The sequence below is a fragment of the Paenibacillus silviterrae genome (assembly GCF_030167925.1).
In the GTDB taxonomy this organism is placed as follows: Bacteria; Bacillota; Bacilli; order Paenibacillales; family NBRC-103111; genus Paenibacillus_G; species Paenibacillus_G silviterrae.
In genome coordinates, this window is the sequence record NZ_JASKUT010000002.1 from 1323698 (window position 1) to 1350234 (window position 26537).

Below are 26537 nucleotides of genomic sequence, written 5' to 3' on the forward strand. Positions count from 1 at the left end.
CCGACTTATTTAGTAAGGGTAGTTTGATTTCATTTGAATTTCAAGTTCTTATTGTTTTACAGCACAAACGACTCCTGCAGGATCAGGAGCCGTCTGTGAGTTTCGAACCTATTCGTTATCTGTTCGCTTTAAAAATCACCGTACCTGTGTCAGGGTCATAGCTGCCGTTATTTACCGTATACATATGGCCGTTGTCATCGAGCATATAGATGACGATTGGATTGGTATTCCCGCCCGAATAAGGGACCGAGAGCCGCACATCGTCTCCGAAGCCTCGAATTTCTTTCCCGTCGATGCTTAAAGTGAAGGCGTATACCGGCTTGCCATCGGCCTTCTGTCTGTCATTGGCGGAAAGCTGGGTCACATCAACAAGCCTTGAGGAAATCTCCACCTGTACTGATGTGCGGTCCAAATTGTGCCGCTTGAACAGATTCGGGTCAATGAAAGCACGTAGAATGCCTGTATCCATCTCGAGCCGTTGGAGCCCCTGACTTTCCGCCGAGAATACGAACGACGCCGGCAGGTTGATTTGCGCCGAGGTGTAATCGGCTTGCGAATGTAGGGTTACTCTGACCTTTTGGTCGGAGGCCGCGTTTGCCGCCTCTTGAAGATCTTTCGTTTTCACATCCGCAATCACCTTGCCGTCCTTCTCAGGAAGGCTGTATTGGTGGATCGTATTGCCTTCGATTGTGGTCGAGCGAATGCGCACCCGTGTGCTTCCCGAAGCTCCAGAGCCGTCGGCAGCCGTAGCCGTTACGAGGACGTTACCTTCCGCCAGACCCCTCAGCTCGCCGGATGTGTTGATCAGAGCATTGGCTGTCGGTCCTCCGTCCTCCGAAGTCACCGTCCAGATGACCGATTTGTCCGTTGCCGCCGCGGGAAATACGGAAGCGACCATCTGAAGAGACTCGGAGACAAACAGCCCGTCGGCCTTCCCGACTCCGGTCACCTCGATGCCGGACACTCGCACCGGTGTTCGCTTCAGCTTCGGTACGGGCGGAGCGGACATGCCGTCGCCTAAGTAGAAGCTCGGATGCGGCGGCTGATTGTAGCCTACATTCTGCCATGCAATCGACAGACGGTATTGCGGATCATCCATGAGCGTATACAGTCGGTGCTGAGTCATCTCGCTAGTTGTATAGATGTGCAATGCACTGCTATCCTCCGTACGCCACACCGCTTCCTCCCGCCAATCTCCGAACAGGTCAGCCTGCAGGTTCGGTGTCCCTTTCGTCGTGTTGTTCGAGTACGTGCCTGTTGCCGTCAATAAATTGACAGCCCGGCTGTTCATATAATCCCATTTGTCTATTTTTCCGGTACCGGCTCCTGCCGTACTGGAGTAATTGTGGTCAAGAAGCTCGCGAAGCAAATCGCCGTCCCACCAAATGCCGAAGTTAATGGAAGGCGTTCTGGTGGAAATCCGTTGTCCCTTTGCCGTGTAGACACCCCCGGATTCCCCGGAAGCCCACATCTCCTCGCCGTGATAACGCGGGTCAATATCTCCTGACATACCACGTCCTACATCGTAATTGGTCGGAATTCCCCAGAGAAGCTCGCCTGTTTCCGCATTCCGGAGTTCAATGCCGGCAGAGCTCGGATAGTGCTCATGTACGCTGAATACCTCCAGCCCCGGATTACTCGGGTCAAGATCTCCAGCGTGAAGCGCGTCCCCGTGTCCGAGTCCGGTCCGGTACAGCGGCTTGCCGTTATCGTCAAGGACCATAGCGCCAAAAATGATTTCATCCTTGCCGTCCTTGTCTACGTCCGCAATGCTGAGCTGATGGTTGCCTTCGCCGGCATAATCGCCGTATCCCGGAGTGTTGGTATCGAAGGTCCATTGTTTGCTAAGCTGTCCGTCTCTCCAGTTATAAGCTACCACCACTGTACGGGTGTAATAGCCGCGGGAGAAGATCAGACTCGGCCGTTCCCCGTCCAAGTAAGCAACGCCTGCGAGAAAACGGTCCACACGGTTGCCGTAGCTGTCTCCCCAGCTCGATACGTTGCCGCGCGGCGGATCATAGTTCGTCGTGGCAAGTGCCTTCCCTGTGGTCCCTTCGAAGACGGTCAGATACTCGGGACCGCTCAGAATATATCCGCTGGAATTGCGGTAATCCGCGTTCGGGCTGCCGATGACCTGCCCCGTACCGTCCACGGTTCCGTCCGCCGTTTTGAAAGCAACCTCGGCTTTCCCGTCGCCGTCCAGATCGTAAACCATGAATTGAGTATAGTGTGCGCCGGCCCGAATATTCCGTCCGAGATCGATCCGCCACAGTAGCGTACCGTCCAATCGGTATGCATCGATAAAGACATTGCCCGTATACCCGCTTTGGGAGTTATCCTTCGAATTGGAAGGGTCCCACTTGACGATCAGCTCATACTTGCCGTCTCCGTCAAGATCGCCGACGCTGGTGTCATTTGCACTGTAAGTATAAGCTGCGCCGTTGATCACCCCGTCTGCAGGCTTCTGAAGCGGAACGGACTTGTATGGATCCCGCCATACGGGAAAAGCTTCCGAGCTCTGCTCCTCGATTCCCCCGATGACGGCTCGGACCTCATAAGTCGAGTCGACGGTTCCCTCAGGATCCAAGTAGTTCGTGCTTGTTGCTATCGGTGCGCTGTTGATTCGCTGTCCGTCACGGTAGAGGTGGAAGGAAATATGTTCCGGGTCGGTGCCGAGCAAACGCCAGCCGATATAAATGCCACCGTCCGACAGGACCGCAACCGGGCTTCGATCGAGCGTCTCCGCCTGACGGTACAGCACGGTAGCCGCCGGCACATTCAACACAGCGGACGGATTGGATTTACCGCCGGCATTAACGGCAACGACCTGATAATAATAAGGGATCGTCGTAAACACATCCGTGTCAGTGAACTCTGTTGATGCTGAGGAACCTACCTGGATGAACGGCCCGCTTGGCGACTTCGAGCGGTAAACATTGTACCAAAGTGCACTCGCCGAGGGACTCCAGCCAATGGTAATTTGCTCCTTAGCCGATGACTTCACGTACAGCTCTGCCGGAGCTGCCGGTGGCGGAGTCGCGGGATCTACAACGCTCACCGTGATGGGCGGGCTGGAAGCGGATTCATAATTTTGCGCCGTCAGCTGCGATACTTTGTATTGATACGTTTCCGTAAGACTGACCGTTGTATCCTTAAAGCCGGGAGCTGCCGAGCTGCCGATTAGTGAAAAATTCCCGTCTCCCGCCCCGGTCCGATAAATGTTATAGCCTAAGGCACCGTATACAGCCTCCCATACTAAGCTGACGGATGCAGCAGGCGCATAGGTCATTTCAGATACGGTCAAGCCTGATGGATACGTTAAAGGGTAAATCTCTATTGCATTCACACGGCCATTGTTCGTAAATTGGAAGGTCATTTGGCCGTCCTCAAGGCGTACCGTCTTTGTAAGCTCGCTAAATAATCCGCTGCCGGACGAAATCGTTCCATACGAAACGCCTTCGATTCGAACATCCGTTTTATTGGAGGCAATGGCGTCACCGGCAACGATCTTGACCGAATATTCCCCGTTCGGAAGATCGACCATAAACAAGAAATTGCTGTTGATCACGAAATCCCGCAGCAACGGATCGGAGCCACCGCGGTCGCGAAAATCCGTAGAGATATTCAGCCCATAGCCTCTAGCGGTGCTGTAGATCATCTTGTTCGTAACCTGATTGTAGCCCGGCGCAACGGGACTGGTCTCGGAGCCGAAATCGAATTTCAAGCTTGGCAGCGCTGCTGCCGACGCGGTCTGTGTGCCAACGATGCCTGTGCCGGCGAGCAGTGAGACGAGCATAATCGCGCTTAGTATCGCGGACAAACGTTTTTTCCACAGCTGAACCAACCGTATCCCTCCCAAATGTATGTTCCATGCCACTTGCTGTATCCTAGTTATGACAATAGCCTTTGTTTCACCCCGTTACGATCACCCCCTTACTGGCTAGTGAGGAACATTGCGTTACGTTCCATGGAAAACTCAAGGTAATAGTAATGGAAAGCATGCCGGGCGGCAATGAGACTTTTCTTGCTTTTGGATATATGACGATTAGACTTTCTTGCAAGGCTTATCCTGTTGCGTAACGTTGTATCGCTTTGGTTATATCCGGCATAATTTAAAGTTGCTTACTGCACATCCATGATTATGCATCCGTGATTTTTACAATATGTATACATAGCAGTAACACTGCAATAACATCCCTTCGCTATACTTGTGGAAGACGTATCCAATATATATAGAAGCTGAAGGAGATCTTCCCCATGATGAAAAAACGTTTCATTACCGCTATAACGACGCTTACACTTATGACAGGAACAGGAGCTGCATCCGCTGCCGAAGTAACCGGGACTACAGCGGAAGCCATTCGGTATACCGATAACGGACAAGCACTCACGCCCACCTCCCCCGCCGTTAATCTGGAAGGCTCATTGTACCTGCCGCTTCGCGCCTTCGGTGAAGCCGTCGGCAAGTATGTAGACTGGGATGAGTTTCAAGAAGCCGTGGCGCTGACGGATAAACCAACCTTGACCGGCAAGTATAAGCTGACAGCCGACAATCTCGCGGATGGAGTGAAGATGGGCATCGGCTCCTCCCTGACCCATTTGCCGGGTGACCCGGATAATATCTTCTACACGACGGCGGACCGTGGCCCGAATGGACAAATGGTCGTTAACGGCAAGGAAATCAGAACCTTCCCGCTCCCTGACTATGCACCTACCATCTACAAAATCGAGCTGTCGGGGAACCAAATCAACATTTTGGAGAAGCTCCCTCTGAAGGTTGCCGGGACGAACCCCGTAACCGATAAACAGACCATAACCGGCCTTCCTAATATTAAAGGTCGTGATGAAATGCCTTACGATGCCAAGGGAGAAAAAGAGCTGGCTTACGATCCGTATGGTCTTGATGTAGAGGGCTTGGCCTATAACGCGAAGGATCAGACGTTCTGGATCTCCGATGAATACGGTCCGTCCATCGCTCATGTGAAGCGCGACGGAACGATAATCGAGCGGATTGTTCCGCAGGGCTGGGCCGCTCAAGCTTCCACTCCGCTAATGAAAATTCATGAAGAGCTTCCGGCGGTCTATAATCAACTCCGGCAAAACCGCGGTGCCGAGGCCGTAGGCATCACGCCGGACGGGAAGTTTCTGTTCATGGCGATGCAAAGCCCGCTGCGGAACCCAACGAAAGAAATGGATCAATCCCGTCAAATCCGCTTGATCAAGTTTGATCTGGAAACATTAAAGCCTGTCGCCGAGTTCGCCTATGTAGCTGAGGACGCCAGGCAATTCAAAGATTTGAAGCAAGCGGATATTGTTATCTCCGATTTGGTCGTAGTTCATGAGAATTTGCTTCTCATCGACGAGCGCGACAAGAACGCTGGGGATAAGGCCCAGCTTAAGCGCATTTATGCTATTGATCTGACGAAAGCTACCAACATCCTTGGTAAATTCGATGATGCCGCCGCAGCCGGCAAAACCTTGGAACAAATGAGCATACAAGATCTGAAGACTCATGGCATTACTCCTCCATCCAAGCGCACGGTAGTGGATCTGGTCGCCTTTCAATTCCCCTATGAGAAGGTGGAGGGCCTTTCGCTCGTGAATGGCAATAAGCTGGTCATTGTTAATGATAATGATTTTGGAGTAGACAGCACCTCTCCTGAGAATGGTACAGAGCTTTGGACATTTGAACTGCCTTATACAATGGAATAGCAACAGGAAGAAGGCTGCTTCCATCACACAATGTGATGAATGCAGCCTTTTTTGTTGTGTAGCAACCGACGTTCTTGTAACTTTCCCGGCTGTTCCGCGTCTTAATTTATATAAAATACGGGAAGGTGAGCGGTATGAAAATATGCATACTCGGGTCCTTGGCTGCCGCACTATTGGCAGCGGGTACCGGTATCGTCTGGGGTTCACCCGTACAAGCGGAAACAAAGATCCCTGTGGGCACGCCGGTCGGAACCGTGTTATCCACCGATATCAGGGCTGATATTAATGGAGAGATCATTCCCTCCCTAAACATCGACGGTTATACGGCAGTCATAGCCGAGGACCTGAGGCGGTACGGCTTCGATGTCGCCTGGATTCCGAAGGAGCGACGGGTGGACATCACGTACACTCCCGGCAAAGCAATCAACCCGCTTCCCGGCCCTCCCTTGGAACCTTCCCGGGTCGGGGAAAAGCTCGCTGATGTAGTCTCAACGGATATTCGGGTATATTACGCCGGCAAACTGCTCCCCTCCTATAACATCGGCGGGCATACGGCCATTTCGCTTAACGACTTGTCTAGCTTTGGGCAGATCGAATGGAAAGAGCAGGAACGAAAGCTATCGTATTCCCCTTCATGGAACGTCTCCAACCCTTCGCTCAAGGATAGCCCGCCGCTTGTGCTGCGGCAGACGAAGCTCATGGAGCTGGGTCCATTTAAGATCACAGGCCCCGACGTCCTCCTCGATGGAGCTGCCTTCGGTCTTGTCGCGGGCGATGACCCGATGCTGCCGACTCGTCAGCTCGCAGAGAAGCTCGGGTACAAGGCGGATTGGCAGCAGGACGGTTCTCTTGTTATGGACGACGGAACAAACCGCTTTCACATCGTCCCCGGGCTGAGCGCTCCTGAACTCACCTGGCTCGGAGGAGAAGCCGAGAGCTTCGAATGGTATCGGACACCGGTCGCCAAGTCGGGAGAAGTATACATTCACGAACAGGATGCGCGATCGCTGTTCGGCTGCTCCACCGAGCTCCCGGACAGTACTAACGGTCGCACCTTCTTCTCATTGCGCTGTCCCGAATATCAAGTTGAAGATCATGGCGTACCGCAAGCCTTTCCCGGCCTAAGATACGGTCTGCAGGCTGCTGCATATCTTGACGACAGCAAGCTCTTTATTCCCACGCTGCAGTTAACCAATTCCGTTCAAGGCCAGCGGCAGTTCGACAATCGTTTTCATGTCCGTAGAGATGGTGTGGCCGAAGGCGGGCTCGTGAAATACACGCTGGCTGCGGAAGCGCAGATTGATATCGACGATAATAACATGATTCTGCAGATCACTGACGGACATAAGACCCTCTACAGGAAGGCATTTGCACCTGAGGTGGAAGTAAGCAAAGCGAGTCCTACTTTGAAGTATAGCGACATCATTTCTCATGGCACCTACAGCCACATCCGGCTGAGTCAGCCGGCTCTCATCTACTCGGAAACTGCAGACGACCTTGCCCGTCTCAGCGGATCGGTAGAGCAAGCGGTAGGCGGGCAGCTCCGGTTTGTCGTGGAGAAACGAGAAAACGACGGGTATCGGGAGGTATGGAGATACGGAACACCGCTTACCTCCGAACAATTCGAAGCTGAGCTGCCGCTTCCTTCAGGGCAAGGAATCTACCGGATTCGGATTTTGAGTGAGGAGCAGGTTGACGGAAGAAGCATCCAAACCGAGTTTGACATCGCCCATCTATTCATCAATAAAACCGCCGGAGAGCCGTTTCCTTCTCCTGTCGATCCTAACGATTATCACGCGCCGGCCAGCACTGAAGCGGCTCGTATCGCAAGCCAATGGAACTTCGGCAGCTACCCTGTCAGGTATACCGGCTATGACGGCTATCCATTGTCGCTTTCTTTCGGCAGCTATGGATTGTACGGCCAAAACACTTGGCTGGGGACGCCCGTCGACCTTAAGGTACGGCTTACCAATGTGGGCGAAGAGCCGATTACGCTAAGTAAGCCTGTGGAATTGGAGGCTCAGATTGTACGTTACGTCCCGAAAGGCGAAACGAACGAATTCCAGATCGTCTGGCATGGTCTGCTCCCCGCTTTAAGCGGCTCGTTACAACCGCTCGGTTATGCAGAGCTTTCATTCCGGTGGGATATGCTGGACGATGACGGCAAGCTCGTTCCACCGGGCCAATACACAGTTCAGGCTAAGCTGCCGATGACTCTCGAGTTTACCAAACAAGGAGAGAACGAAAAAGCGATACAAGAAATGCAAGGAGGAATGCGGACGCGGGCACCGATTTTCGTGCTCTGGCCCAACGAATAGCTGCTGCCGGATTATTTTTCAATTGCCAATCTGAATACCAATAATGCAAGTACACCGGTTAGCGGCGTCATTATCATGGCTTCCAAGCCGGAGCTAGAAGCGAAATTGCCGATTGTATTTAACACCATAAGTCCAAACATAACCCATGTACCGAAATTCACTGTTCTTTTCAACTTCCCTTTGAAAGCATATCCTGCTTTAGCAGCAATAACTGCAATAAATAGGGCTTGCACACCTAGCGATATGCTTTCAAAGAGGATGACATCCCCCTCACTCTTTAATCTTCCTCCCCAAACAAAATCATAAGGCAACACTTTAAGCAGGATCATGGCATGCATCAAAATCGCTAAGGAATTGATGGTGATAATTATATTGCCTGCCAGTCGAATGCTAATTAAGCTTTTCATTTCCACAAATTTCATATCCTTCTCCTTGTTTGAGTACGGCGTTGCTTGCCCATATTTATATTATTCATGCTGTTGTGAAACTAAGCCGCGTTTGAGATGTTCTGTTGTAAGCACATATTTTCGGCGACTTCATATGGTAAGAGCATAACATACAGGAGAGTGATTGTATGCGCCTTACCCAAGCACGAAACCGAACGCTGCTTGTAAGAAGACTAGGCATTTCCGCCAGACGCAACGCCCCCTTATTCCAAAAAATAATCACGAATCGCACCTATGCCGGTAAACTCGTATTAGCTATTCGCGCACGCAATTTCAACCGAGTGGAGCAGTTGATTCAGCAGGTCGTACCGCAAGCTGCCGTCAGTGTAGGTGCAGGCTTTGAATCGGACATCAACTTTACGAGCCCCACACAAAGCTTCGGTTTCGGCATCTTCCGGCCAGGTCAAACCATTCGTACGCCGCAAATTCGGCAGGTAGCGCGTATCATGCAGCCTATCATTCGGCGACTTGCCGCAAGCCGCAGCTTCCGGCTGCTTGTCGTACGGCTGTACCTTGGCAATAAACAAGCAGCACTGCTTCGGTTACTAAGAGCTGCCTCCGGGTCCCGGCGGTTGGAATCCGTAGGTATAGATGAATTTGGCTTCTTTGCTGTCGTTCGCTTGTCTAACAACGTGCGATACAACGCTATTTTTTCCATCCAGGTATAGTCTCCCGGTTTATGGGAGCGGCAGCATTGCTGCTGCCGGCAAAGGGCTGTCCTCCGGTAACAGGAGGCGGCCCCTGCAAATCGACGGCTGTAATCGACATTTGAACGAGAAATATAGGAAAATATATCCTTTTATTTACTAAATTATCATGTTAAAGTATTCGTAATACGACAACTTTTGCCATGATGGAGAAGGCCGATGAAACGAAACTTTAGACAAGCAGCCACCATTTGTACGATACTGTTCGCCATGATGTGGATCTACTCGGACCAAGTAAAAGCGGCAGGCAGCCATAGCGCCAAAGTAGCGGTACCCTCGTTGAATGTGCGCAGCAAAGCGGATGCTCAATCTCCTGTTATCGGATCATTGAAACGGAACGATGTTGTTACAATATCCCAGGAGTCGTTCGGCTGGGTAAAGGTTACCTCCGGACGTACCACCGGATGGGTAGCGGGGCAATATTTGCAGAGAACCAGTGCCGGATCAGCGGACAAGCAGTCTACTGCAGCCACTCGCACCAGTCAAGCTGATAAAGTGAAGACCAAGAACCAGACATCCGTTCCGCCCGGGCTAAAGGGGAAAGTAATCGTCATCGATCCGGGGCATGGAGGGAATGACAGTGGGGTTATCGGCAAGAAGTACGGCAGTTTGGAGAAGACGCTTAATTTGTCAACCTCCTCCTACTTGGCCGATATGCTGCGTCAAGCCGGGGCAAAGGTTGTTATGACGAGGATTTCCGATGAGGAGAAGCCTGAGCTCTCCGAACGAGTTGCTATTAGCGAACGGAACCGGGCGGATGCGTTTATCAGCATTCATTACAATGCATCCTTGAAGTCGAACTCCGGCACATTAACGTTTTACCATGATCAATCGAAAGATTTGACATTGTCTAGGAAAATCGAAAGCCGCCTTCGTGAAAAGGCAGGCTTAAAGAGCAGCGGCATTTCTTACGGCAATTACCATGTGCTTCGCGAGAACGATAGGCCATCGACCTTAGTGGAGCTAGGGTTTCTATCCAACCCCAAGGATGAAGCAGTCGTCCGGACAGGCGCTTACCAGAAGAAAGCAGCGGAAGCAATCACTGCCGGATTGAAAGATTATTTTAAGCTGTAGGACTGCTAACAAGCCTTAATCGCAGAATCACCTTGGGGTTGCATTTCGTTTTCATCCAAACCTACTACAATCACCGTCAACTGCCTGACGGAATTTAGTAGGTTTTCAATGTTTTGAATGTCAACCATACACGTAATGAACAAAGGGATTTTACTAGGAACGTTCTGGAATTAATTTGCTATTATGGTATAATTTATTAGGTAAGGCGTTGCGTAATATTGTATGCGTAAGAAAAGTGCACCGAATCAAGGAGGTTTGACATGAATCTAAGAAAAACATTGGTAGTATCCATATTGTCTCTAGCTATGGCGCTTTCCCCTGTGGCGGCAAGTGCAGCAACCGAGTCACTACGAATCTTCGATAACTCCGAATCCCTAGTTTCAACAGTTGACTTGGATCAAGTAATTCAATTCAAAACACAGGCACGCGGCGATGACGGTAAAATAAGTTACCCGTCCGAAGTAACTTACATTTCATCCAATCCAGAAGTCGCCACCGTAACATCCGATGGCAGCTTCCATGCGATGAATCCGGGGACAACAGTCATCACTGCAACATACGGAGGAGCGCAAGGCACTCAAACAATAACTGTTCGTGCACCGGATTCTTTACAACTGAATCAAAGTACATATACGATTGATAACAACGGTTCCGTATCGTTTACTCTATCAGCTCGCACCACTAATACCGATGCCATTGACCTCACCTCAAGGGCTTCCTTCAGCATTTCAGACACAAGAATCGCTCGGGTAGAGGGAAATACGATCCGTGCTGTCGGCACGGGAACCGCTACGCTTAGTGCAGAATATAACGGTCAGTACGCTACAGCAATCGTAGTTGTCCGAAGCGATGATTTAAATAAGGGTTTCGATGCCTCTGATGTAGTTAATCAACGCAGAGCGGGTCTTTTTTACTGGAATTCCATTCGTACCGCAATGGGCCTCCGTACCTTAACCGAAAACACTCAACTCAACAACTCCGCGCAAGCTCACGCTAATTATTTATTTGAGCTAGGGCGTGAGTTAGCTCTTCAACGGGGGCACATTGAAAAAAGCGGACAATCCGGGTTCACAGGCATATCCGCGAAAGACCGCGCAGAGTACGCCGGTTACGTCACCGACAAAGGTGTAGGCGAAGTAATTCATTACATGGACAACTCCGATAACGGAGCCATCAAAGCTTTAATGGATGCACCTTATTATCGTGTACTCATGATCGACCCAAATGCAGCTGAAGTCGGCATAGGTATAAAAACCGGTATCAACGGCTACACAGTTTCTAACATCGGTTACTCTCGTCAGGAGGACCACAACGGAGTTATATATTACCCCTACTATGGACAAAAAAATGTACCTGCAGGCTGGTACGCTGATGAAACCCCTAACTCTATGCAATTACATGATAAAACGAATCAGTATGTTGGTTATCCAATAACCGTATCCACAACATCCCCTGCAGGGAGCATCACCTCAGGATCTGTTACTATTAAGGATTCAAAAGGGAATATGATAGATCATTATGTTACTGACAACCTTGCTCTTCCACATTCCGGCTCGGCAATGATTTTTACACCTAAAGCTGTGTTGGAACATAATGAGAAGTACACAGTACTGTTTACTGGAGAAGTCGAAAACAAAGGCACTGTGCTATATTCCTGGAATTTCACTACAGAGTCCGAAGTCATTGCCTCTCTCCACCTAAAGCATTCTTTCATTGATCTCAAGGTAGGAGAATCAACGCAGCAAACAGTCCAAGCCGGCAACCGTTATGGCCTACGCAGAGACGTAACCAATAAGGCATCCTACTCTTCTTCCAGTTCTAATGTCACCATTGATTCCAACGGGTTAGTCAAAGCTATTGGCCTCACTGATAAAGCAATCGTTACAGTAACCTACGAGGGCAAATCCACCACTTTCGAAGTGAATGTTAAGTCCCCGACTGCTGTTCCAACCGCACCATCTGAAACGACTGGTAGCTGGACCGCAGAACAAATCAAGGAAATAATCATCAAGTTCCCTGATGCTAAGGGCCACTGGGCCGAGCCTGAAATCGCTTGGGCTATTGATTCCCGAATTATCGAAGGATATCCTGACGGAACTTTCCGTCCGGACACCAAAGTAACCGAAGCCGAATTCATCGCATTCCTGCTACGAGCACTTAAGATCGATGACTCCGGCGTGAGTATGATGGACACTAATCACTGGTCCGACGGGATATATCGATTGGCACAGAAGTACAATATTCCCTTGACCGGATATGAAGATCATTCTAATCGGGATGACATTATCGAACGTACAAAGGTTGCCGAAATCATAGCTTCCATCGATGGTCTCAGCTTAAGTGGAAACGAAGCAATTAACTACGTGCTGGACAAAGGTTATTCTATCGGTAAAACTTCAGCAACAATGGAAGGCTACCATGGAGATGACCCTCTGACTCGTGCGGAAGCCGTCAAATTTATTTTAAATTTGAGAGAAAAAGGTCTTACGGAAGTAAAGAAGCCTTAACCGCATAGTACGGGCTTCTCGCCCCTTTGCAATAGAAACAGCGGCAGGCATGGACCGATGGTCCATGCCTGCTGCTGTTTACGTTTCTTCAAATACTCTTGATAGTTAATCAACCGAAAAAGTTGTGGCTATAGTTTCCGATCCATACATATTTCAAAATAAAAGTTAGCACAATATTACTAACAAGACTTTCCATATTCGGAGGGATTCCGTTGAAATCGTCGACTTCTTCTACCCAGGACATTGATAGCACCAAGAAAAACACGCTAACCGCTGCAGAAATATCTGCTCTTTGGAACCAATACATGGGCGATTCGATGTCCGTTTGCATGTATAAATATTTCTTATCCATTGTTGAAGATAAGGAGATCATGCCGATAATGGAATTTGCATTGCAATTGGCTGAGGAACATATTGAGAAAATTACTATGTTCTTTAACGACGCTAATTTCCAAGGCCCTCAAGGATTTACTGAATCGGACATCAATGTTAATGCTCCGCGATTGTTTTCTGACTCCTTTTTACTGTTTTACTCTTATATTATGAGCATACATGGCTTAACTGCTTATAGTCTGGCCATAGCCAACAGCGAGCGGAAAGACATTCAAGATTATTATTTTGAATGTCTCGAAAAAACGAAAGAATTGTTCCAAAAAATTTCCGATAGTGCAAAATCTCAACCGAAATTTTCGGGGGTTCCCTCTGTCCCATCTCTTCAAGAGGTTGAATTTATCCACTCGACGGGGATCATTTCTAATCTTTTTGGAGACAAGAGACCACTCAATAGTACTGAAATAGGCAACCTGTTCTTTAATTCCAAAAAGACCGGGTTTGTACGAACGTTAAGTTTGGCTTTCAGTCAAGTGACGGAACACGAAGAAGTTCTCGAATTCTTGTTAAAGAACGTTAAATTGGCTGGGAAGGACGCAGACAGCTTTGACGAAATATTAAAACAAGATGATATCTCCATACCTCAGAGATGGGATGACGAGATCACTGATTCAACGGTAAGTCCGTTTTCGGACAAACTGATTATGTTTCATGCCGCTTTTTTGGTAAACGCGGCGCTTACTTATTACGGCGCATCCATCGGCTCCAGCTTAAGGTCGGATGTCATTTTAAACTACCAGCAGGTGTTTAATCACGCCATGCAGGCCGGTGCGATTTGTTATAACCTAATGGTGAAACATGAGTGGCTAGAAAAACAACCACAAGCGATAGACCGAGATACCCTGGCAAAAGGCTAGGCGCACGATACCTTCTCAAGTCGAAATTGTTGAGTTTTTGTAGAGCCGTCTCTATTATACTTCCACAAAGAGCCATCTGAACAATAGCTAAAAAGGATGTGGGGAGAATTGGCAAGCGGCAAAAACAAAATGATGTTAGCACTATCTCTTGGTACGTTTATAATAAGTCTAATCGTTCATTTCATGCACAGAGCCTATGGTGTCTTTGGACATATGAACACGATAGGTTTGGCAACGGGCAGCGAATCCCCTCCTTTTTTCGCGGTTATGTTGAATATTATATTAGTCATACCGCTTATCCAATTGGGGTTAGCTTATTTTCTTTACTCGAAACAGACAGATCATCGGCTTATCCCGGTACTCAATGCATCAGCGCTTACATTTTCAAGCATTTCCATGATCGCAGGCGGAGGTGGAGCGGTAGAGTTTCATTTTTCAATCTTTATGGTGTTGGCCATTATTGCTTATTACGAAAATGTCAATATAATAAGCCAAATGACGGTTATTTTCTTTTTGCAGCATATTCTAGGCTTTTACTTCCTGCCGCAATTTGTTTTTGGGGTTGATCATTATTCTTTCTTCATGCTGGTAGTTCACGCTGTATTTTTAGGACTGACGTCACTTGCAACCGTTCTGCTCATTAAATCGAAGAAAAAAATGACCGGCAGGTTAGAAGAAGCAAATGAATTAAAGCAGAACAAAATCACAACGCTGTTGGAAACGGTTAAAGCGCTCTCCCATCAATTGGAACAAGCCTCTTACGAGATCTCACAGAAATCCGAATATAATATCGGAACCGGCCAAGAGATGCTGGCCTCCTTTAGAGAGGTATCCTCCGGGCTAGAAATTCAAAGTGAATCGCTCACAACCATCGAATCGAATTTGCATCACATTGACGAAATGATCAAGCATAACACTCAAACCTTTGCCGTTTTACACGATAAAGCCGCGACTACCGGGGATAAGGTACAAATCAACCGCAGCAGCATTGAATCCTTGTTCGAAAAGGTAGGCATTGTCTCTGACGCCATTAATCAAGCTACAAGGACCGTAAAAACGTTGAATGAGTCCTCGCATCGCGTTGGTACGATTATTTCCACTATTCAGGGAGTCGCTAACCAAACGAATCTTCTGGCATTAAATGCTTCCATTGAAGCCGCAAGGGCCGGCGAGCTCGGTAAAGGGTTCGCTGTTGTTGCCGGCGAAATCAGGAAGCTAGCCGACCAATCGAATAAAGCGACTGAAGAAATCGGAATCATTCTTATGGCCATTCAGCAGGAAAGCCAGCAGTCTGTCCTTCAGTTCGAAACCGGACATCAAGCTGCTGCACACACCGTTAGCCTCGCCGGCTCCTGTGTAAGCAGCTTCCATCAAATGAACGAAGCCATTCAGGAAGTGATCGACGGTATAAAAGGCTTGCATGAATCCGTCATATTGATCGAGCAGCGATCCCATAGCATATCTGCCGAAATGAGTAATATTTCGGCGGTAACCGAGGAAAGCGTAGCTTCCGTCCAAGAGCTGTATGGGATGACGGGTACGCAGAATAAAGCATCCCACGGCATCAATAAAGAACTTCTGTACCTGAAAGAGCTTGCCGCAACACTGCAAAAGCAACTTCATTCATGACCGGAGCACCTTAGGAGAAAACAAGCCCTGCCTTCCTGCAACGGGAGTGCAGGGTTGTTATTTTGAGATCCCGCCCCGTTAGTGCAACCTATCTAAATGCTTAACTGATGCAAAATCTGCAATTTTGAAGTTTCCGCTTTCGTAAGTAAGTGTTGTTATCGAACACTCCGGAACCAATTCACTTTGCACGGATATGAAATTAGGATGCCAAACATCAAGATCTCCCTTATGAAATGTATGTACCAAAAAGTCCGTTATTAATCCGCCATGGGTAACGATGACAATATTACTATGGAGCGGGTGTTGTGTTGCTATTTCAGATAATAATGAGAATAAACGTTGCCCTGCCTGCTTTACGGAATCACCCACCGGCGGTATATAGTCAGGCTCACGTGTACAGTGCTCCCACATCGCAACAAACTCATCAAAAGTTTGTCCCGGTAAGTCCCCCCAATTGGCTCGTTCCCGTAAACGGGCATCCACACAAATTGTTGATTTCGCCTCTAATGCTATATACTCGGCGGTTTCTTTCGCTCTTCGAAGCGGGCTTGAAAATATGGCTGAAACGGGTAATTTATTAAAATGTCTTGCTGTTGTTTGTGCTTGTAATATACCCATAGAAGTTATGGAGACATCCCCGATTGCCTTCTCCTTTAAAGCATGCCTGACAAGAAAAAAAGACGTGCTCATTTATTGCTACCCCCCATAACTTACTCAGTATCAATTTATTACCATTTTATGCCGGTTTGTCTGGTCTAAAGCAAAAAGGATAATCACCGAATGAGTGACTATCCCTGTATAACCCCAGATCGCGTTCTATCGACTCTTATGATCACCCCCCGCTATATCATATGACGATCGCTACGAGAGGGAGAATAAAAAATAGTGGTATGAGCGGCAGTTACATGAGTCGCTGTCTTTCGTGCACCTTGCTTGCAACGAACTTAAACCTGTTTCAACTATCGTCTTCTTAGAAAGCTAAAGCACTTCTTGGCATCGCCAATCCCGGTAAAACGCGCACGCCCGTTCCAGCTGGGAGCTCCATAGCCAACGCATTTTCGTGCGCTCTTCCGGATCCGTGCACCAAGAAGCTGCGATATAAAAGCATTGAAGTGCCGATAATCGGTAATCGGATAATGTCATTTCCCATGTATAGTCCGCGACCCCGAATTCGACGAGCGAGTCGTAATATGTTCGCAGTATATCGAGTTCGAACGCGCGGCGGTGTCCCGGTTCCCACCACAAGACCATCATATAGGACAAGTCACTAGGCCCGACCCAGTTTTGCAATGACCACTCGAACGGCTGCCGGTCAATAAAGTAAATTCCTTCAGCCTGGCCATCCTTCCGCGATAATATATTGCCGGGATTTACGTCCCCGTGTATCAACGCGAATGGCCCACCTGACGATAGGCGTTTCGCCATCGCGTCCGGATGACGTTTGAAGACATCCGACGCTAAGTCGCTCTGGAACGACCCGCTACCATCCCGAAGTGCCTCGAGCAATGGCTCGAACCCCGTCCGAGTTTGCGTCAAATACCGTTCCAGCTGCATTTCGTCAACAACGTTGTATCCAGCAGCCCGGAGGCTGTCCGTACCCCAGCAATAACTGTGAAGTCTCGCCAATGCTCTCGCCGCTGCCTTGCCGTAAGCCAATGTTGGCTCGATGTCCCAGTTGTTCCTATGGGTGTTCGTCAAGTCTTCCAGCAGGAGATGGTAGGACGACTTTTCATAATGCGCATCGTAACAATTCGGGATCGGGACTCCGTGAAACCCGGTGTAATCCTTCGTATAATAATCAACTTCCGAACGTCCGAATGTCCCTCCGCCGCACAGCTTCAGAAACAAACTTTCCGGAGATCCGCCGCCAGAGCATTCGTACGCCAGCCGGACGCGATACGCTGCCGAATTGTCCGCGCGCAGCGGTTCCAAGCGGTAATCTGTCGGAAGCACGCCACTCTGGAGACCCGCGCGCTTCAAGCAATCGATGATATATTCAAGGTTTAATTGAAGAGGATCGGTAATCACGCGTCGATTCATATTTCCTCGTGCTCCTTTTTTTCGTTTTGTTGGTGGGAGGAACCACTCGAACCGATACGGCTGCCGTCATCATTTACACGTAACTTGTCGACTTTTCCTAGGCACTATAATCCCGGAGAAGCTTCTCCAAAGCTCCTCTTACATCACCTTGAAATACTCCTCCGTGAAAGCAAATCAGTTGATCTATGTCATATTGAAGCAATCGACGAACGGAACTTAAAGCCTCTGCCATATCCAAAGTAAATTGGGGATTCGCAATGTCCAGTTTACCTTGTTCCAGTACAACAGCGTCTCCTGCGATAAGTGTTTTACTGGATGGTACATAAACGGAGATATGTCCAGGCATATGACCCGGAGTATGGACAATCTCTATGCCGGTACACCAAGCTAACCTCTCACCGGAGGAAACGGTACGATCGACCGTAACCGGTTCTATTGTTTTCAGAAAGGATATAAATTGTTCAGCGTATGGCTTTTCCTGTGCGGACAAAGCATCCAACCCCGATTCCGCTTGTTCCAGCCGCAATGACTTTTTCGTTCCTTCGATATACGGCTTTTCCAGCTCGTGTGCAATAATCTCTACTTGCGGGTACATGCGCTTCAACCCAGCAAGCGAACCCATATGATCCATATCGTGATGGGTGACGATTACTTTGGTAACCGCAGCTAAATTGACGTTTATCCGGTTGGCTGCAGCTTCAAGATAAGCTTCGAAATTCGGATATCCACAATCAATAAGGATCGTATCCTGCTCGTCTTGAAGAATAGTTGGAGTGATGATTTGCCTTTGTCCGTTATATTCAAAATCAATCTCAAGTAGATGTATGCTGTGCATAAGCGCCCTCCGATAATCAACCTTACTACATAACATCTTATCAAAATGTACAACAAAATAATCCGTACATTTTTATTTAACCTATTCTCTCCGTTCGTAGCGGGTATCAAATGTGAGTGCACTGACTTTTTTGTTGACCGGCCGGCAGCCTTTTCAAATATTCTGCATGGCGTCGAACTTCATTCGCCCCTAGAGGGCCGCCATGACCCAGATAAAATGTCTCGTGGCCGGAAGAGAGTAAACCCAGAAGCTCCTCGGCAACCCGGTGCGGATCGTCTTCGAATGGCGGTCGGATGGCGTGGTTTTTCCTCATGATGCCCCCGAGCAAAATACCCGAGGCCAAAAGATCACCTACCATAGCGTCATTCGACTCCAGTTCGACGGATATAGATCCTGGGGTATGCCCAGGTGTGTGTGTCGCCGTTCCGGGTACGCCGAAACGCTGTAAATCAACGGGTTGTTTTCCGGAAACCAATAAATCCGGCGTAAATCCCTCATAAGGCTGACGGATAAATCCTGTTTTGAAAAACAGCCGGGCAAACCGTCCCGTCGGACAGAACGTCATCTCCTCTTCCCGGTTATAATGCTTGGCATCGTCCTCATGTGCGAGTATGGGTGCTCCCGTAAGCTCCCGCAATCTTGCCGCACTGCCGGCATGATCGACATGGGCATGGGTTATGATGATAAGCTTGATGTCCTTAAAGGTAAGCCGCTCTTTCGCGAGCGCTCTTCCTATTTTTTGCTCCGATGCCGGTATACCGGCATCGACTAAGACGCAACCATCCGGTCCGCGCAGCAAATAGGCGTTCACCATGTGCATCGGAAGAATGGGAATCCGTACAATGCTCACGTTCTTCATAAACAAGTCACTCCTCTTTTTAAAATAAAATACCGAACGGTTCGGTTTTTTATAGGTTACCAAATATTTTTCGAAAATACCATAGTAATGTTAAAATAATAATATTCATTATTCTTAAGTACGGAGGTCATCTATCATGCGCAAGGGCGAGAAGACGCGCCAGCATATTATCGAGAAATCCGCCGGACTCTTTAATCAAAAAGGGTATGCCGGCTCTTCCATACAAGACATCATACAAGTCACGGGATTGACCAAAGGCGGCGTCTATCGGACATTTTCCGGGAAAGACGAAATTGCGCTGGAAGCGTTCGATTATGCCTCGCGGATTATGATGGAGCATTTCTTGGAGGCTGCGGAAAAGGCGGAGAAGGCGACCGACAAGATCTTGGCGGTATGCGCGGTATACGAAGACCCTGTTAATCAGCTTCCGATCGAGGGGGGATGCCCCTTGCTCAACACGGCGGTGGAGGCGGATGATGGTTATCTTCCGCTACGAGAGAAAGCGGTAGCCGCACATGGTCATTTCACGGCGTTCATTCAAGGTATATTGGACGAAGGGGTCACCTCGGGGGAGCTATCTTCAACTCTCAACACGGAAGCCGTAGCTTCGTTCGTGGTTTCTTCGTTGGAAGGCGGCGTCATGGCAAGCCGGTTAACCCGGGACAATAAGCACATCGGGTTCGTGATTCAGCAGATCAAGCTGGTCCTCTCGACTTATCATACCATTTAGCAAAGGAGCGGTTCCCGGTATATAGCGCCGGGAGCGCAGCAAGGCTGCCGATTTCTTTTCGGCAGCCTTTCGAGGATCGCAGGGCCCTTTTCCCATCCATATAGTTTACTTCGATACTTCGACGACAATCGTATCAAGCAACCGTCCCTTTACGTAGGGAAGCAGCCTCCAGCGCCCCGCTTCAGGCAGCTTCATCAAGGTGACGACGTGACGGTCGGCTCCGTTCAGTTTACCGGCCAAGGCATTCGCGGAGCTTATCTGGTTAGAGGAGTAAACATCGATCATCTTGTCTGTACCTTGCTTCACCGCTTTTACCTCAAAGGGCCCGTTAAGAAGTTCATCGTTCCCCCAGAAATGCCACATGTACTTTTGGTTTCTTCCGGCAATGAACCCGGCATCGATGAACCCCACTTTTTTCTCGACACCGCGCATCATGTAAGCCCCGGATGTAAACTCAGGCGTAATATCCCATGAGGGCTCAAGTATAAACAGCTGTACAGTGCCATAGGGCTTATCGTCGAGCAGCACGCTCAGTTCCCACATCCCCTCCAGCGGCAAAGCGAACTGGGTTGTGAATCTTTCCAGTCCTGCATAACCGGGGCTCGGCTTCGTAATGACTTCGGAGGATAATATCTCCTTCGCGCCCGATTCGAGATGAACGGCTTGGAGCGTTACCATTTTTCCCAAGTAGGTTTCTAAGGCCTCGTCAAAATGAAACATATATCCCGCGGTTTTCCCGGCCGTCGCATACGGGTCCGGATAGACTGTGAATAGTCTTCGTCCGTTATCATAATAGTCATGCCGCGCTATCGGTTTACCCGAAATTACGACGGGCGGTTCAACTACGGACGGCAACACCATGTCTTTGAACGGAAGCCAGCCGATAACCAATGATGTTATGACCAAAGGTACACATACAGCCGATACTACGGAAAAAGGGATCCTTTTCGACTCACCAGCACGCTGCAGCACCTTATGTTTCAAATCAGCGGTAAAATGGCGATCGGCAAAAGGCGGATCCGCCATACTATTGGCCCAAGCCGGTTTTTCTTCACTCATGCTCTACACCTCCTCACGGGATATTAGCTCGCTCATCCGTTTCTTGGCACGATGCGATCTTGATTTCACCGTACCTTCCGATATTTTCAACAAAACGGCGATTTCCTTTTGCTTCAGGCCGTAATGAAAATCTAGCACTAGTACCTCTCTATATTTGCGTGGCAGCTGCAGGACTGCATTCCAAACCGCGCGGTTATCGAGACGGTCAAAAACCACTTGCTCCGCAGCCGGGGAGGTCCCCCATTTCGTAAATGTATCGGTCAGGGTTACTTTACGAAGGAAGGCGCTTTGCAAATAATGCAGTGCCTTATTCCTCGTTATCGTCAGCAACCAGCTTTTGACCGAGCATTCTCCTCGAAAAGCGTACAAACCGTTATATGCTGCTAGGAACACCTCTTGAGAAATATCATCAGCCGCTTCGGAACGACTCGTCAGAAAATAGGCGAAGTTCCATACATCGTCTCCGAACGAATCCATCAAGTCACGCAGCACGATACTCCGATCATAACCCTGTGCCAGATGCTTTAAGTAATCCCACTGGTCCGTCAATGCCTTCACCCCAATATATAAGACCGTAGACTACAACAGATGGTTCCCCATTTCAAAATAAAATTTCATCTTCCGCTTGTCGGCCAAAGCGGGAAAGATTACTGTTTGCGGAACGCCGTGGGAGAAAGGCCGAATTTATTTTTAAATACACGATGGAAATATGTATAGCTTGCGAAACCGGAGCTCTCCGCGATTTGCTCCAGCGTCAGGTTGGTATGCTTCATCCGTTCCACTGCGTCGGATAAACGAATTTCCAGCGCATATTGCATGATCGACTTGCCGTAGAACTCTTTAAAACAATGCGCAGCGCGGGATACACTCAAGCAGGCATACCTTGCCACGTCCTCAACTTTAAACGCTTCCCTTGCATGCTCTTCTATGTATCTCCTCATATGCAAGGCCGTTTGCCAGCGGCTGTGGGAAGTCCGCGTTTCATTAATGGCACGGTCCAGGGCCAGGCAAAGCGCCCGCAGCAAATATTCGGTCATCTCGGAATTTTCGTCTTCCAAACGCTGCTTTTCTTTGATGATCTGATTCCATAAGGAAAGGATGACATCGGTCATGCCAATGCGGATTCGAAACGGTTTGACGGAACGATGCCACCAATCGTCCACCCAAGCTCCCCGGCAGTATAAATAATAATCCCCGCTGGTCACCTTGGATAGGGCAGCTTGTTTATCCTTATCATGTTCCCCGATACGAAGCTCATAAAAACTGCCGGGCTTTAGCAGGATAAGATCTCCGGGCTCAATGGTGAGCTCCTGCCCCTCAGCATGTACTACGCAGCTTCCCTCCGTCTGCAATCGAAGCAGATAAGTTGCGAGCCCCTTATTCTTGTTTCCCCTCTGGGTACGATGAGTGTGGTACGAATAGCCGCAAAGCAAAACGTTTTTCTCCAAGTCATCACCATCCAACTATTCATAAAAATAGCAGAATCTATCATGTTTTCGATTATATTGATTATTCTTTTCAGTCGCAATATGAATTAGTATGGTAGAGTCAAACCGGCAATCGCAGTCAACCATGATAACGTTTATCAACCATGCAAATGGAGGGGTAACAATGAAGCAGCGAATTAGAAAATACGGATGGATCGCTTTATCGGCGCTACTTATCGTTTCGGGGTGCGGAAATGGCGGAGCCGACAGTAATAAGGAGACCGCCGGCAAGGAGGAGCTATATAATAATGAACCTGTCACCTTGACGTTCTATTCCCACTATGCAGGGATACTGGGCGAAGCCGACTTGGAAGCGTTGGTAGCCAAACCCGTGAAGGCGAAATTCCCTAATATTTCGGTTCAATTAATCAGCGGAACCACGCTCGACAAGCTGATCACCGCCGGTGAAGTGCCGGATGTCATTCTTACAAGCAACTATTATTTGCACGATCTGTTACAGCAAGGCTTGGGAAGCGATTTAAACGACATGGTAAAAAGCCATAACATCGATATGAGCCAGTTCGAACCCGAAGCGATCAACTTGCTGAAGAAATTCGGGAAAAACGGGGAAATCTACGGAATGCCCTATGCTATGAATTACGGAGTGATGGCGTATAACAAAGATATTTTCGATAAGTTTGCCGTCCCGTATCCTAAGGATAATATGACCTGGAACGAGGTGATTGAGCTGGCCCGCAAGGTCACGCGGGAAGACCAGGGTACGCAATATATCGGACTTGATACGGGAGATCCGCAAGTGCTGACGCGGGCCTACTCGCTTCCCGTGGTGAATGATAAGCAGGACAAATCGGTTCTGACGAACGACGCTTATAAGAAAGTATTCGGACTTTTCGAGCGGCTCTACAGCATTACGGGAATCGTCGGCCCCAATAATAAATATACATACGGAATCGACTACTTCCTTAAGGACCAGAAGCTGGCCATGTTCCCTTACTGGATCGCCAATCTCACTACGCGGCTGCCGCAGTTGCAAGAGCAAGGCAAAAACTTCAATTGGGATGTCGTTTCCTTCCCCTCGTTTGACGATAAGCCGGGATATGGCAGAGAGATTGACTTCCATCTTGCCATGGTCACACCGACCGGTAAAAATAAGAAAGCGGTATATGCCGTTCTACAAACGTTGGTTTCCGAAGAGGCGCAGAAGGCTATGAACAAGGGAATGCGCCTAACCGTTCTTAAGGACCAAAATCTGAAGAAGCAGTTCGCGAGCGATACCAAATTGTATGAGGGCAAAAATCTGGAAGGAATTTTCAAAGTGAAGCCGGCTCCATTACCGGAAGCTACGAAATTTGACGTGAAAATCTATCCGTTCCTGAAAGAAGCGGCAAAAGGGATAGCGACGGAAAAGAAGGATATTAATACTGCCCTCAGGGAAGCCGAGGAGAAGGCGGATAAATATATCAAAGAAGAGGGCTTAAAATAAACATTCGACCCAATACAAAGCGGGCTTCCGTAAGGAGGCCCGCTTTGTATTGCGTTGGGGCGCAATAGAACAATGCACAAGGCGTGATATAGCTTTATAGCATTTTTTTCGTCATTATGATTTCCAAGGGTTCATTCTCAAGCAACAAACACCCTGCATCCCGATAACCTAGTTTTCTGTAAAAGTGCTGTGCCCTCTCATTAGATAAAGTAGACGTCATAACCAATGCAAAGCCCTTTCGTTGCATTTCGTTCTCCCAAAAGAGGACCGCTTGCGTCCCTAACCCCTTACCTCGAAATGGCTCAGATATCCAAATCATATTCATAAATGGTGTGTTATCCCAAAAATAACCGTACCTCATCCACCCGATATTGCTTTCGTCTTTGTTACGCAGTATATAGATTTCATTGTTTTTTATCTTTTGCAATAGCAAGCTCTGTGAAATATGACGGTCATGCTCATGCAGATACCCGTAGTCTAAATCGGTGGCGATATCCATCTTCACCTTTATCTCCCCTTTGACCTTTTAGCATAAGAAAAGCTGCCGTTTTGTTGCCGCGGCAGCCTCGTGATGATCGGATAACAAATACCTTCAACGCATTTCATGCTAAATTCGAACCTGCTCCAAGCTGCCGCCTTTAACGAACAATCGCTCGATCCGCCTGGTTACGTCCGGGTCGGGAATGAGCGGAGGCGCATGATGCGGCTTGAGACGTGCGTCGAGAATAAGATTGTCGCAGCCCCAATGCTTGTGCTCGCATCGGCTGTTTACGCCATGCAGATCGTGCGAAGGGTTGCTGCGCGTAAACGCCGCCCAGAGAAAATTGTCCAGCCGCTCGCTCAGGAAATTGCTGTCGTCACAGACGACGATGAGCGGACATGATTCAAACTCATCCCTATCCTTGAGCGCTTCGCTCAAAGCAGCGAATTCCTTGTCAGCCTCCGGGTATGTCGTGAAAGGCCCAGCCTGCAGGGCAACAACGCCCGGCATGACAAGACGCGCGTTAGGAAAGTCACGAAGTCCCTTCAGCGCCTCCGGCACCTCTTTGCACAGCTCTCTTTTCTTGTCGCCGTAGGCTGCAATGACGACCTTACTGCCGCTGTTCAAACCGGTTCCGGAATAGTCCAATGTGTCGATCGTCGTGTTCGTCTGGAAGTGGATATCCCGTCTTAAATCCAGCCTCTCCAGAATATAGCCCATAAACTCCGCCTCTCGGTGCGTACTGATCGGAATCTGCTCCTCCGCGGTAATGAACAGGTACTTCGCCAGACTAAGCTGGCCTGTCCCGAGGATACGGTTCGCCAGTGTGAGCAGCTCGGTCGGCTGCTTCACGCGCTGATAAGGCGTGTAGCGCTCGCTGCCGATCGCGAACAGCAAGGGATGGACACCGGCCGCGTCTACCGCGTGCACTTCCTCAAGGCCGGGGATTTCGACTTTGATCGCGTCGCCGGTGAGCTCGTGGATGAGGGCGCCGAACGTCGTATCCTCCTGAGGAGGCCGGCCGACGACGGTGAAGGGCCAAATCGCATTCGGTCGGGCATAAACCTTGTGAATGTGAAGATAAGGGAACGGATGCGTCAGGCTGTAGTAACCGAGATGATCGCCGAAGGGTCCTTCCGGCTTCGTCTCGCCCGGACGGATTTCTCCCGTGATGACGAAGTCCGCATCATGGCTGATGCAGTAGCCGTCCTCATAGCCGTAGCGAAAGCGGCGGCCCGCAAGCAGACCGGCGAACGTCATTTCGCTCAGCCCCTCTGGCAGCGGCATAACCGCGGCGAGAGTATGCGCCGGGGGGCCGCCGACGAAGATGCTTACCTTGAGCGGCTGGCCCTTTTTCACAGCACGCTGCTGATGAACGCCAATACCGCGGTGAATCTGATAATGAAGACCTGCCTCGCGGTCGGTAACATATTCGTTGCCGGTGAGCTGGACCCGGTACATGCCGAGGTTCGCATTCATGATGCCCGGCTTCAACGGGTCCTCCGAATACACTTGCGGCAGGGTGACGAACGCTCCGCCGTCCATGGGCCAGTGGTGAATGAGCGGCAAATCGGAAATCTTGATTTCCTGCGCGGTGACGGGAGCACCCCCGCTCTTACGAAGCGGCAGTGCCTTGGCTGCGGCCAGCCCGGTAGCCACATGAAGAAACGGCTGCTTGAGCGCCTTGATCGGATCGTTCCGCAGCTTCATGACCTGCTGTACGCCGGCCAGCGTGCTCCGAAACAAATATTTGCTCCGCTCCAGGGTACCGAACAGATTAGAGACCGCCCGGAATTTCGAGCCTTTCACATTTTCGAACAGCAACGCAGGACCGCCCGCTTCATATACCTTCAGGTGAATCGCCGCCATCTCGAGGTAAGGATCCACTTCCTCCTTCACGCGAACCAGATGGCCTCCCCGCTCCAGATCCAAGACGCAATCTTCCAAATTCCGATACATCGT

At 49.3% G+C, this 26537-nt stretch carries 20 protein-coding genes; 9 read left to right on the forward strand and 11 right to left on the reverse strand.

Translation table 11 applies throughout. The annotated features are described in order from the left end of the window. Positions 1-115 precede the first annotated feature (115 nt). Positions 116-3796 carry a rhamnogalacturonan lyase family protein gene (locus tag QMO62_RS28870; RefSeq protein ID WP_284646714.1) on the reverse strand — a complete coding sequence of 1227 codons (3681 nt, stop codon included), beginning with the start codon at positions 3794-3796 and terminating at the stop codon, positions 116-118. Between the two features lie 461 nt (positions 3797-4257). Here QMO62_RS28870 and QMO62_RS28875 point away from each other — a divergent pair, with 461 nt between their 5' ends. Both QMO62_RS28875 and QMO62_RS28880 read left to right on the forward strand, forming a co-directional pair. Then, positions 4258-5712 (forward strand): esterase-like activity of phytase family protein, encoded by a 1455-nt coding sequence (locus QMO62_RS28875; protein ID WP_284645948.1) that lies wholly within the window; start codon positions 4258-4260, stop codon positions 5710-5712. 134 nt (positions 5713-5846) lie between these two features. After that, a complete protein-coding gene (locus QMO62_RS28880; protein WP_284645949.1) occupies positions 5847-8030 on the forward strand; it encodes a flagellar hook assembly protein FlgD in 2184 nt (727 codons plus the stop codon). A gap of 11 nt (positions 8031-8041) precedes the next feature. Here the strand turns inward: QMO62_RS28880 and QMO62_RS28885 are convergent, their stop codons facing one another. Beyond that, on the reverse strand, positions 8042-8452 hold the full coding sequence (locus tag QMO62_RS28885; protein WP_284645950.1) for a hypothetical protein: 411 nt from the start codon (positions 8450-8452) through the stop codon (positions 8042-8044). A gap of 152 nt (positions 8453-8604) precedes the next feature. Between QMO62_RS28885 and QMO62_RS28890 the strand changes: the two genes are divergently transcribed. The 5 genes from QMO62_RS28890 (at position 8605) to QMO62_RS28910 (ending at position 15640) form a co-directional block, all read left to right on the forward strand. Continuing rightward, positions 8605-9144 (forward strand): hypothetical protein, encoded by a 540-nt coding sequence (locus tag QMO62_RS28890; protein WP_284645951.1) that lies wholly within the window; start codon positions 8605-8607, stop codon positions 9142-9144. Positions 9145-9342: 198 nt separating this feature from the next. Then, positions 9343-10257: an N-acetylmuramoyl-L-alanine amidase family protein gene (locus QMO62_RS28895; protein ID WP_284645952.1), complete on the forward strand. Its 915-nt coding sequence runs from the start codon at positions 9343-9345 to the stop codon at positions 10255-10257. Positions 10258-10517: 260 nt separating this feature from the next. After that, entirely contained in the window at positions 10518-12764 is a 2247-nt protein-coding gene (locus QMO62_RS28900) for an S-layer homology domain-containing protein (protein ID WP_284645953.1), read from the forward strand. Between the two features lie 212 nt (positions 12765-12976). Continuing rightward, positions 12977-14011: a DUF3231 family protein gene (locus QMO62_RS28905; RefSeq protein ID WP_284645954.1), complete on the forward strand. Its 1035-nt coding sequence runs from the start codon at positions 12977-12979 to the stop codon at positions 14009-14011. Positions 14012-14119: 108 nt separating this feature from the next. Then, entirely contained in the window at positions 14120-15640 is a 1521-nt protein-coding gene (locus QMO62_RS28910) for a methyl-accepting chemotaxis protein (RefSeq protein ID WP_284645955.1), read from the forward strand. 78 nt (positions 15641-15718) lie between these two features. Here QMO62_RS28910 and QMO62_RS28915 read toward each other — a convergent pair whose 3' ends face one another. The 4 genes from QMO62_RS28915 to QMO62_RS28930 all read right to left on the reverse strand — a co-directional run bounded on the left by QMO62_RS28915 (position 15719) and on the right by QMO62_RS28930 (position 19374). Beyond that, complete coding sequence (locus tag QMO62_RS28915) at positions 15719-16330, reverse strand: histidine phosphatase family protein (protein WP_284645956.1); 612 nt, start codon at positions 16328-16330, stop codon at positions 15719-15721. 288 nt (positions 16331-16618) lie between these two features. Beyond that, positions 16619-17680: a phosphotransferase gene (locus QMO62_RS28920; RefSeq protein ID WP_284645957.1), complete on the reverse strand. Its 1062-nt coding sequence runs from the start codon at positions 17678-17680 to the stop codon at positions 16619-16621. A 97-nt stretch (positions 17681-17777) separates the two neighbouring features. Then, complete coding sequence (locus QMO62_RS28925; RefSeq protein ID WP_284645958.1) at positions 17778-18515, reverse strand: MBL fold metallo-hydrolase; 738 nt, start codon at positions 18513-18515, stop codon at positions 17778-17780. A 106-nt stretch (positions 18516-18621) separates the two neighbouring features. After that, on the reverse strand, positions 18622-19374 hold the full coding sequence (locus tag QMO62_RS28930; protein WP_284645959.1) for an MBL fold metallo-hydrolase: 753 nt from the start codon (positions 19372-19374) through the stop codon (positions 18622-18624). Between the two features lie 136 nt (positions 19375-19510). Here QMO62_RS28930 and QMO62_RS28935 point away from each other — a divergent pair, with 136 nt between their 5' ends. Further along, positions 19511-20104, forward strand: a complete 594-nt coding sequence (locus QMO62_RS28935) for a TetR/AcrR family transcriptional regulator (RefSeq protein ID WP_284645960.1) — start codon at positions 19511-19513, stop codon at positions 20102-20104. A 105-nt stretch (positions 20105-20209) separates the two neighbouring features. Here the strand turns inward: QMO62_RS28935 and QMO62_RS28940 are convergent, their stop codons facing one another. The 3 genes from QMO62_RS28940 to QMO62_RS28950 form a co-directional block, all read right to left on the reverse strand. Continuing rightward, entirely contained in the window at positions 20210-21163 is a 954-nt protein-coding gene (locus QMO62_RS28940) for a DUF4871 domain-containing protein (protein WP_284645961.1), read from the reverse strand. Positions 21164-21166: 3 nt separating this feature from the next. Continuing rightward, positions 21167-21721 (reverse strand): RNA polymerase sigma factor, encoded by a 555-nt coding sequence (locus tag QMO62_RS28945; RefSeq protein ID WP_284645962.1) that lies wholly within the window; start codon positions 21719-21721, stop codon positions 21167-21169. Positions 21722-21810: 89 nt separating this feature from the next. After that, a complete protein-coding gene (locus tag QMO62_RS28950) occupies positions 21811-22611 on the reverse strand; it encodes a helix-turn-helix domain-containing protein (protein WP_284645963.1) in 801 nt (266 codons plus the stop codon). Between the two features lie 163 nt (positions 22612-22774). Between QMO62_RS28950 and QMO62_RS28955 the strand changes: the two genes are divergently transcribed. Further along, a complete protein-coding gene (locus QMO62_RS28955; protein ID WP_284645964.1) occupies positions 22775-24094 on the forward strand; it encodes an ABC transporter substrate-binding protein in 1320 nt (439 codons plus the stop codon). Positions 24095-24188: 94 nt separating this feature from the next. Here the strand turns inward: QMO62_RS28955 and QMO62_RS28960 are convergent, their stop codons facing one another. Together QMO62_RS28960 and QMO62_RS28965 are read right to left on the reverse strand one after the other, a co-directional pair. Next, positions 24189-24599 carry a GNAT family N-acetyltransferase gene (locus QMO62_RS28960; protein ID WP_284645965.1) on the reverse strand — a complete coding sequence of 137 codons (411 nt, stop codon included), beginning with the start codon at positions 24597-24599 and terminating at the stop codon, positions 24189-24191. Positions 24600-24701: 102 nt separating this feature from the next. Further along, positions 24702-26534 carry a UbiD family decarboxylase gene (locus QMO62_RS28965; protein WP_284646716.1) on the reverse strand — a complete coding sequence of 611 codons (1833 nt, stop codon included), beginning with the start codon at positions 26532-26534 and terminating at the stop codon, positions 24702-24704. Between the last annotated feature and the right edge of the window lie 3 nt (positions 26535-26537).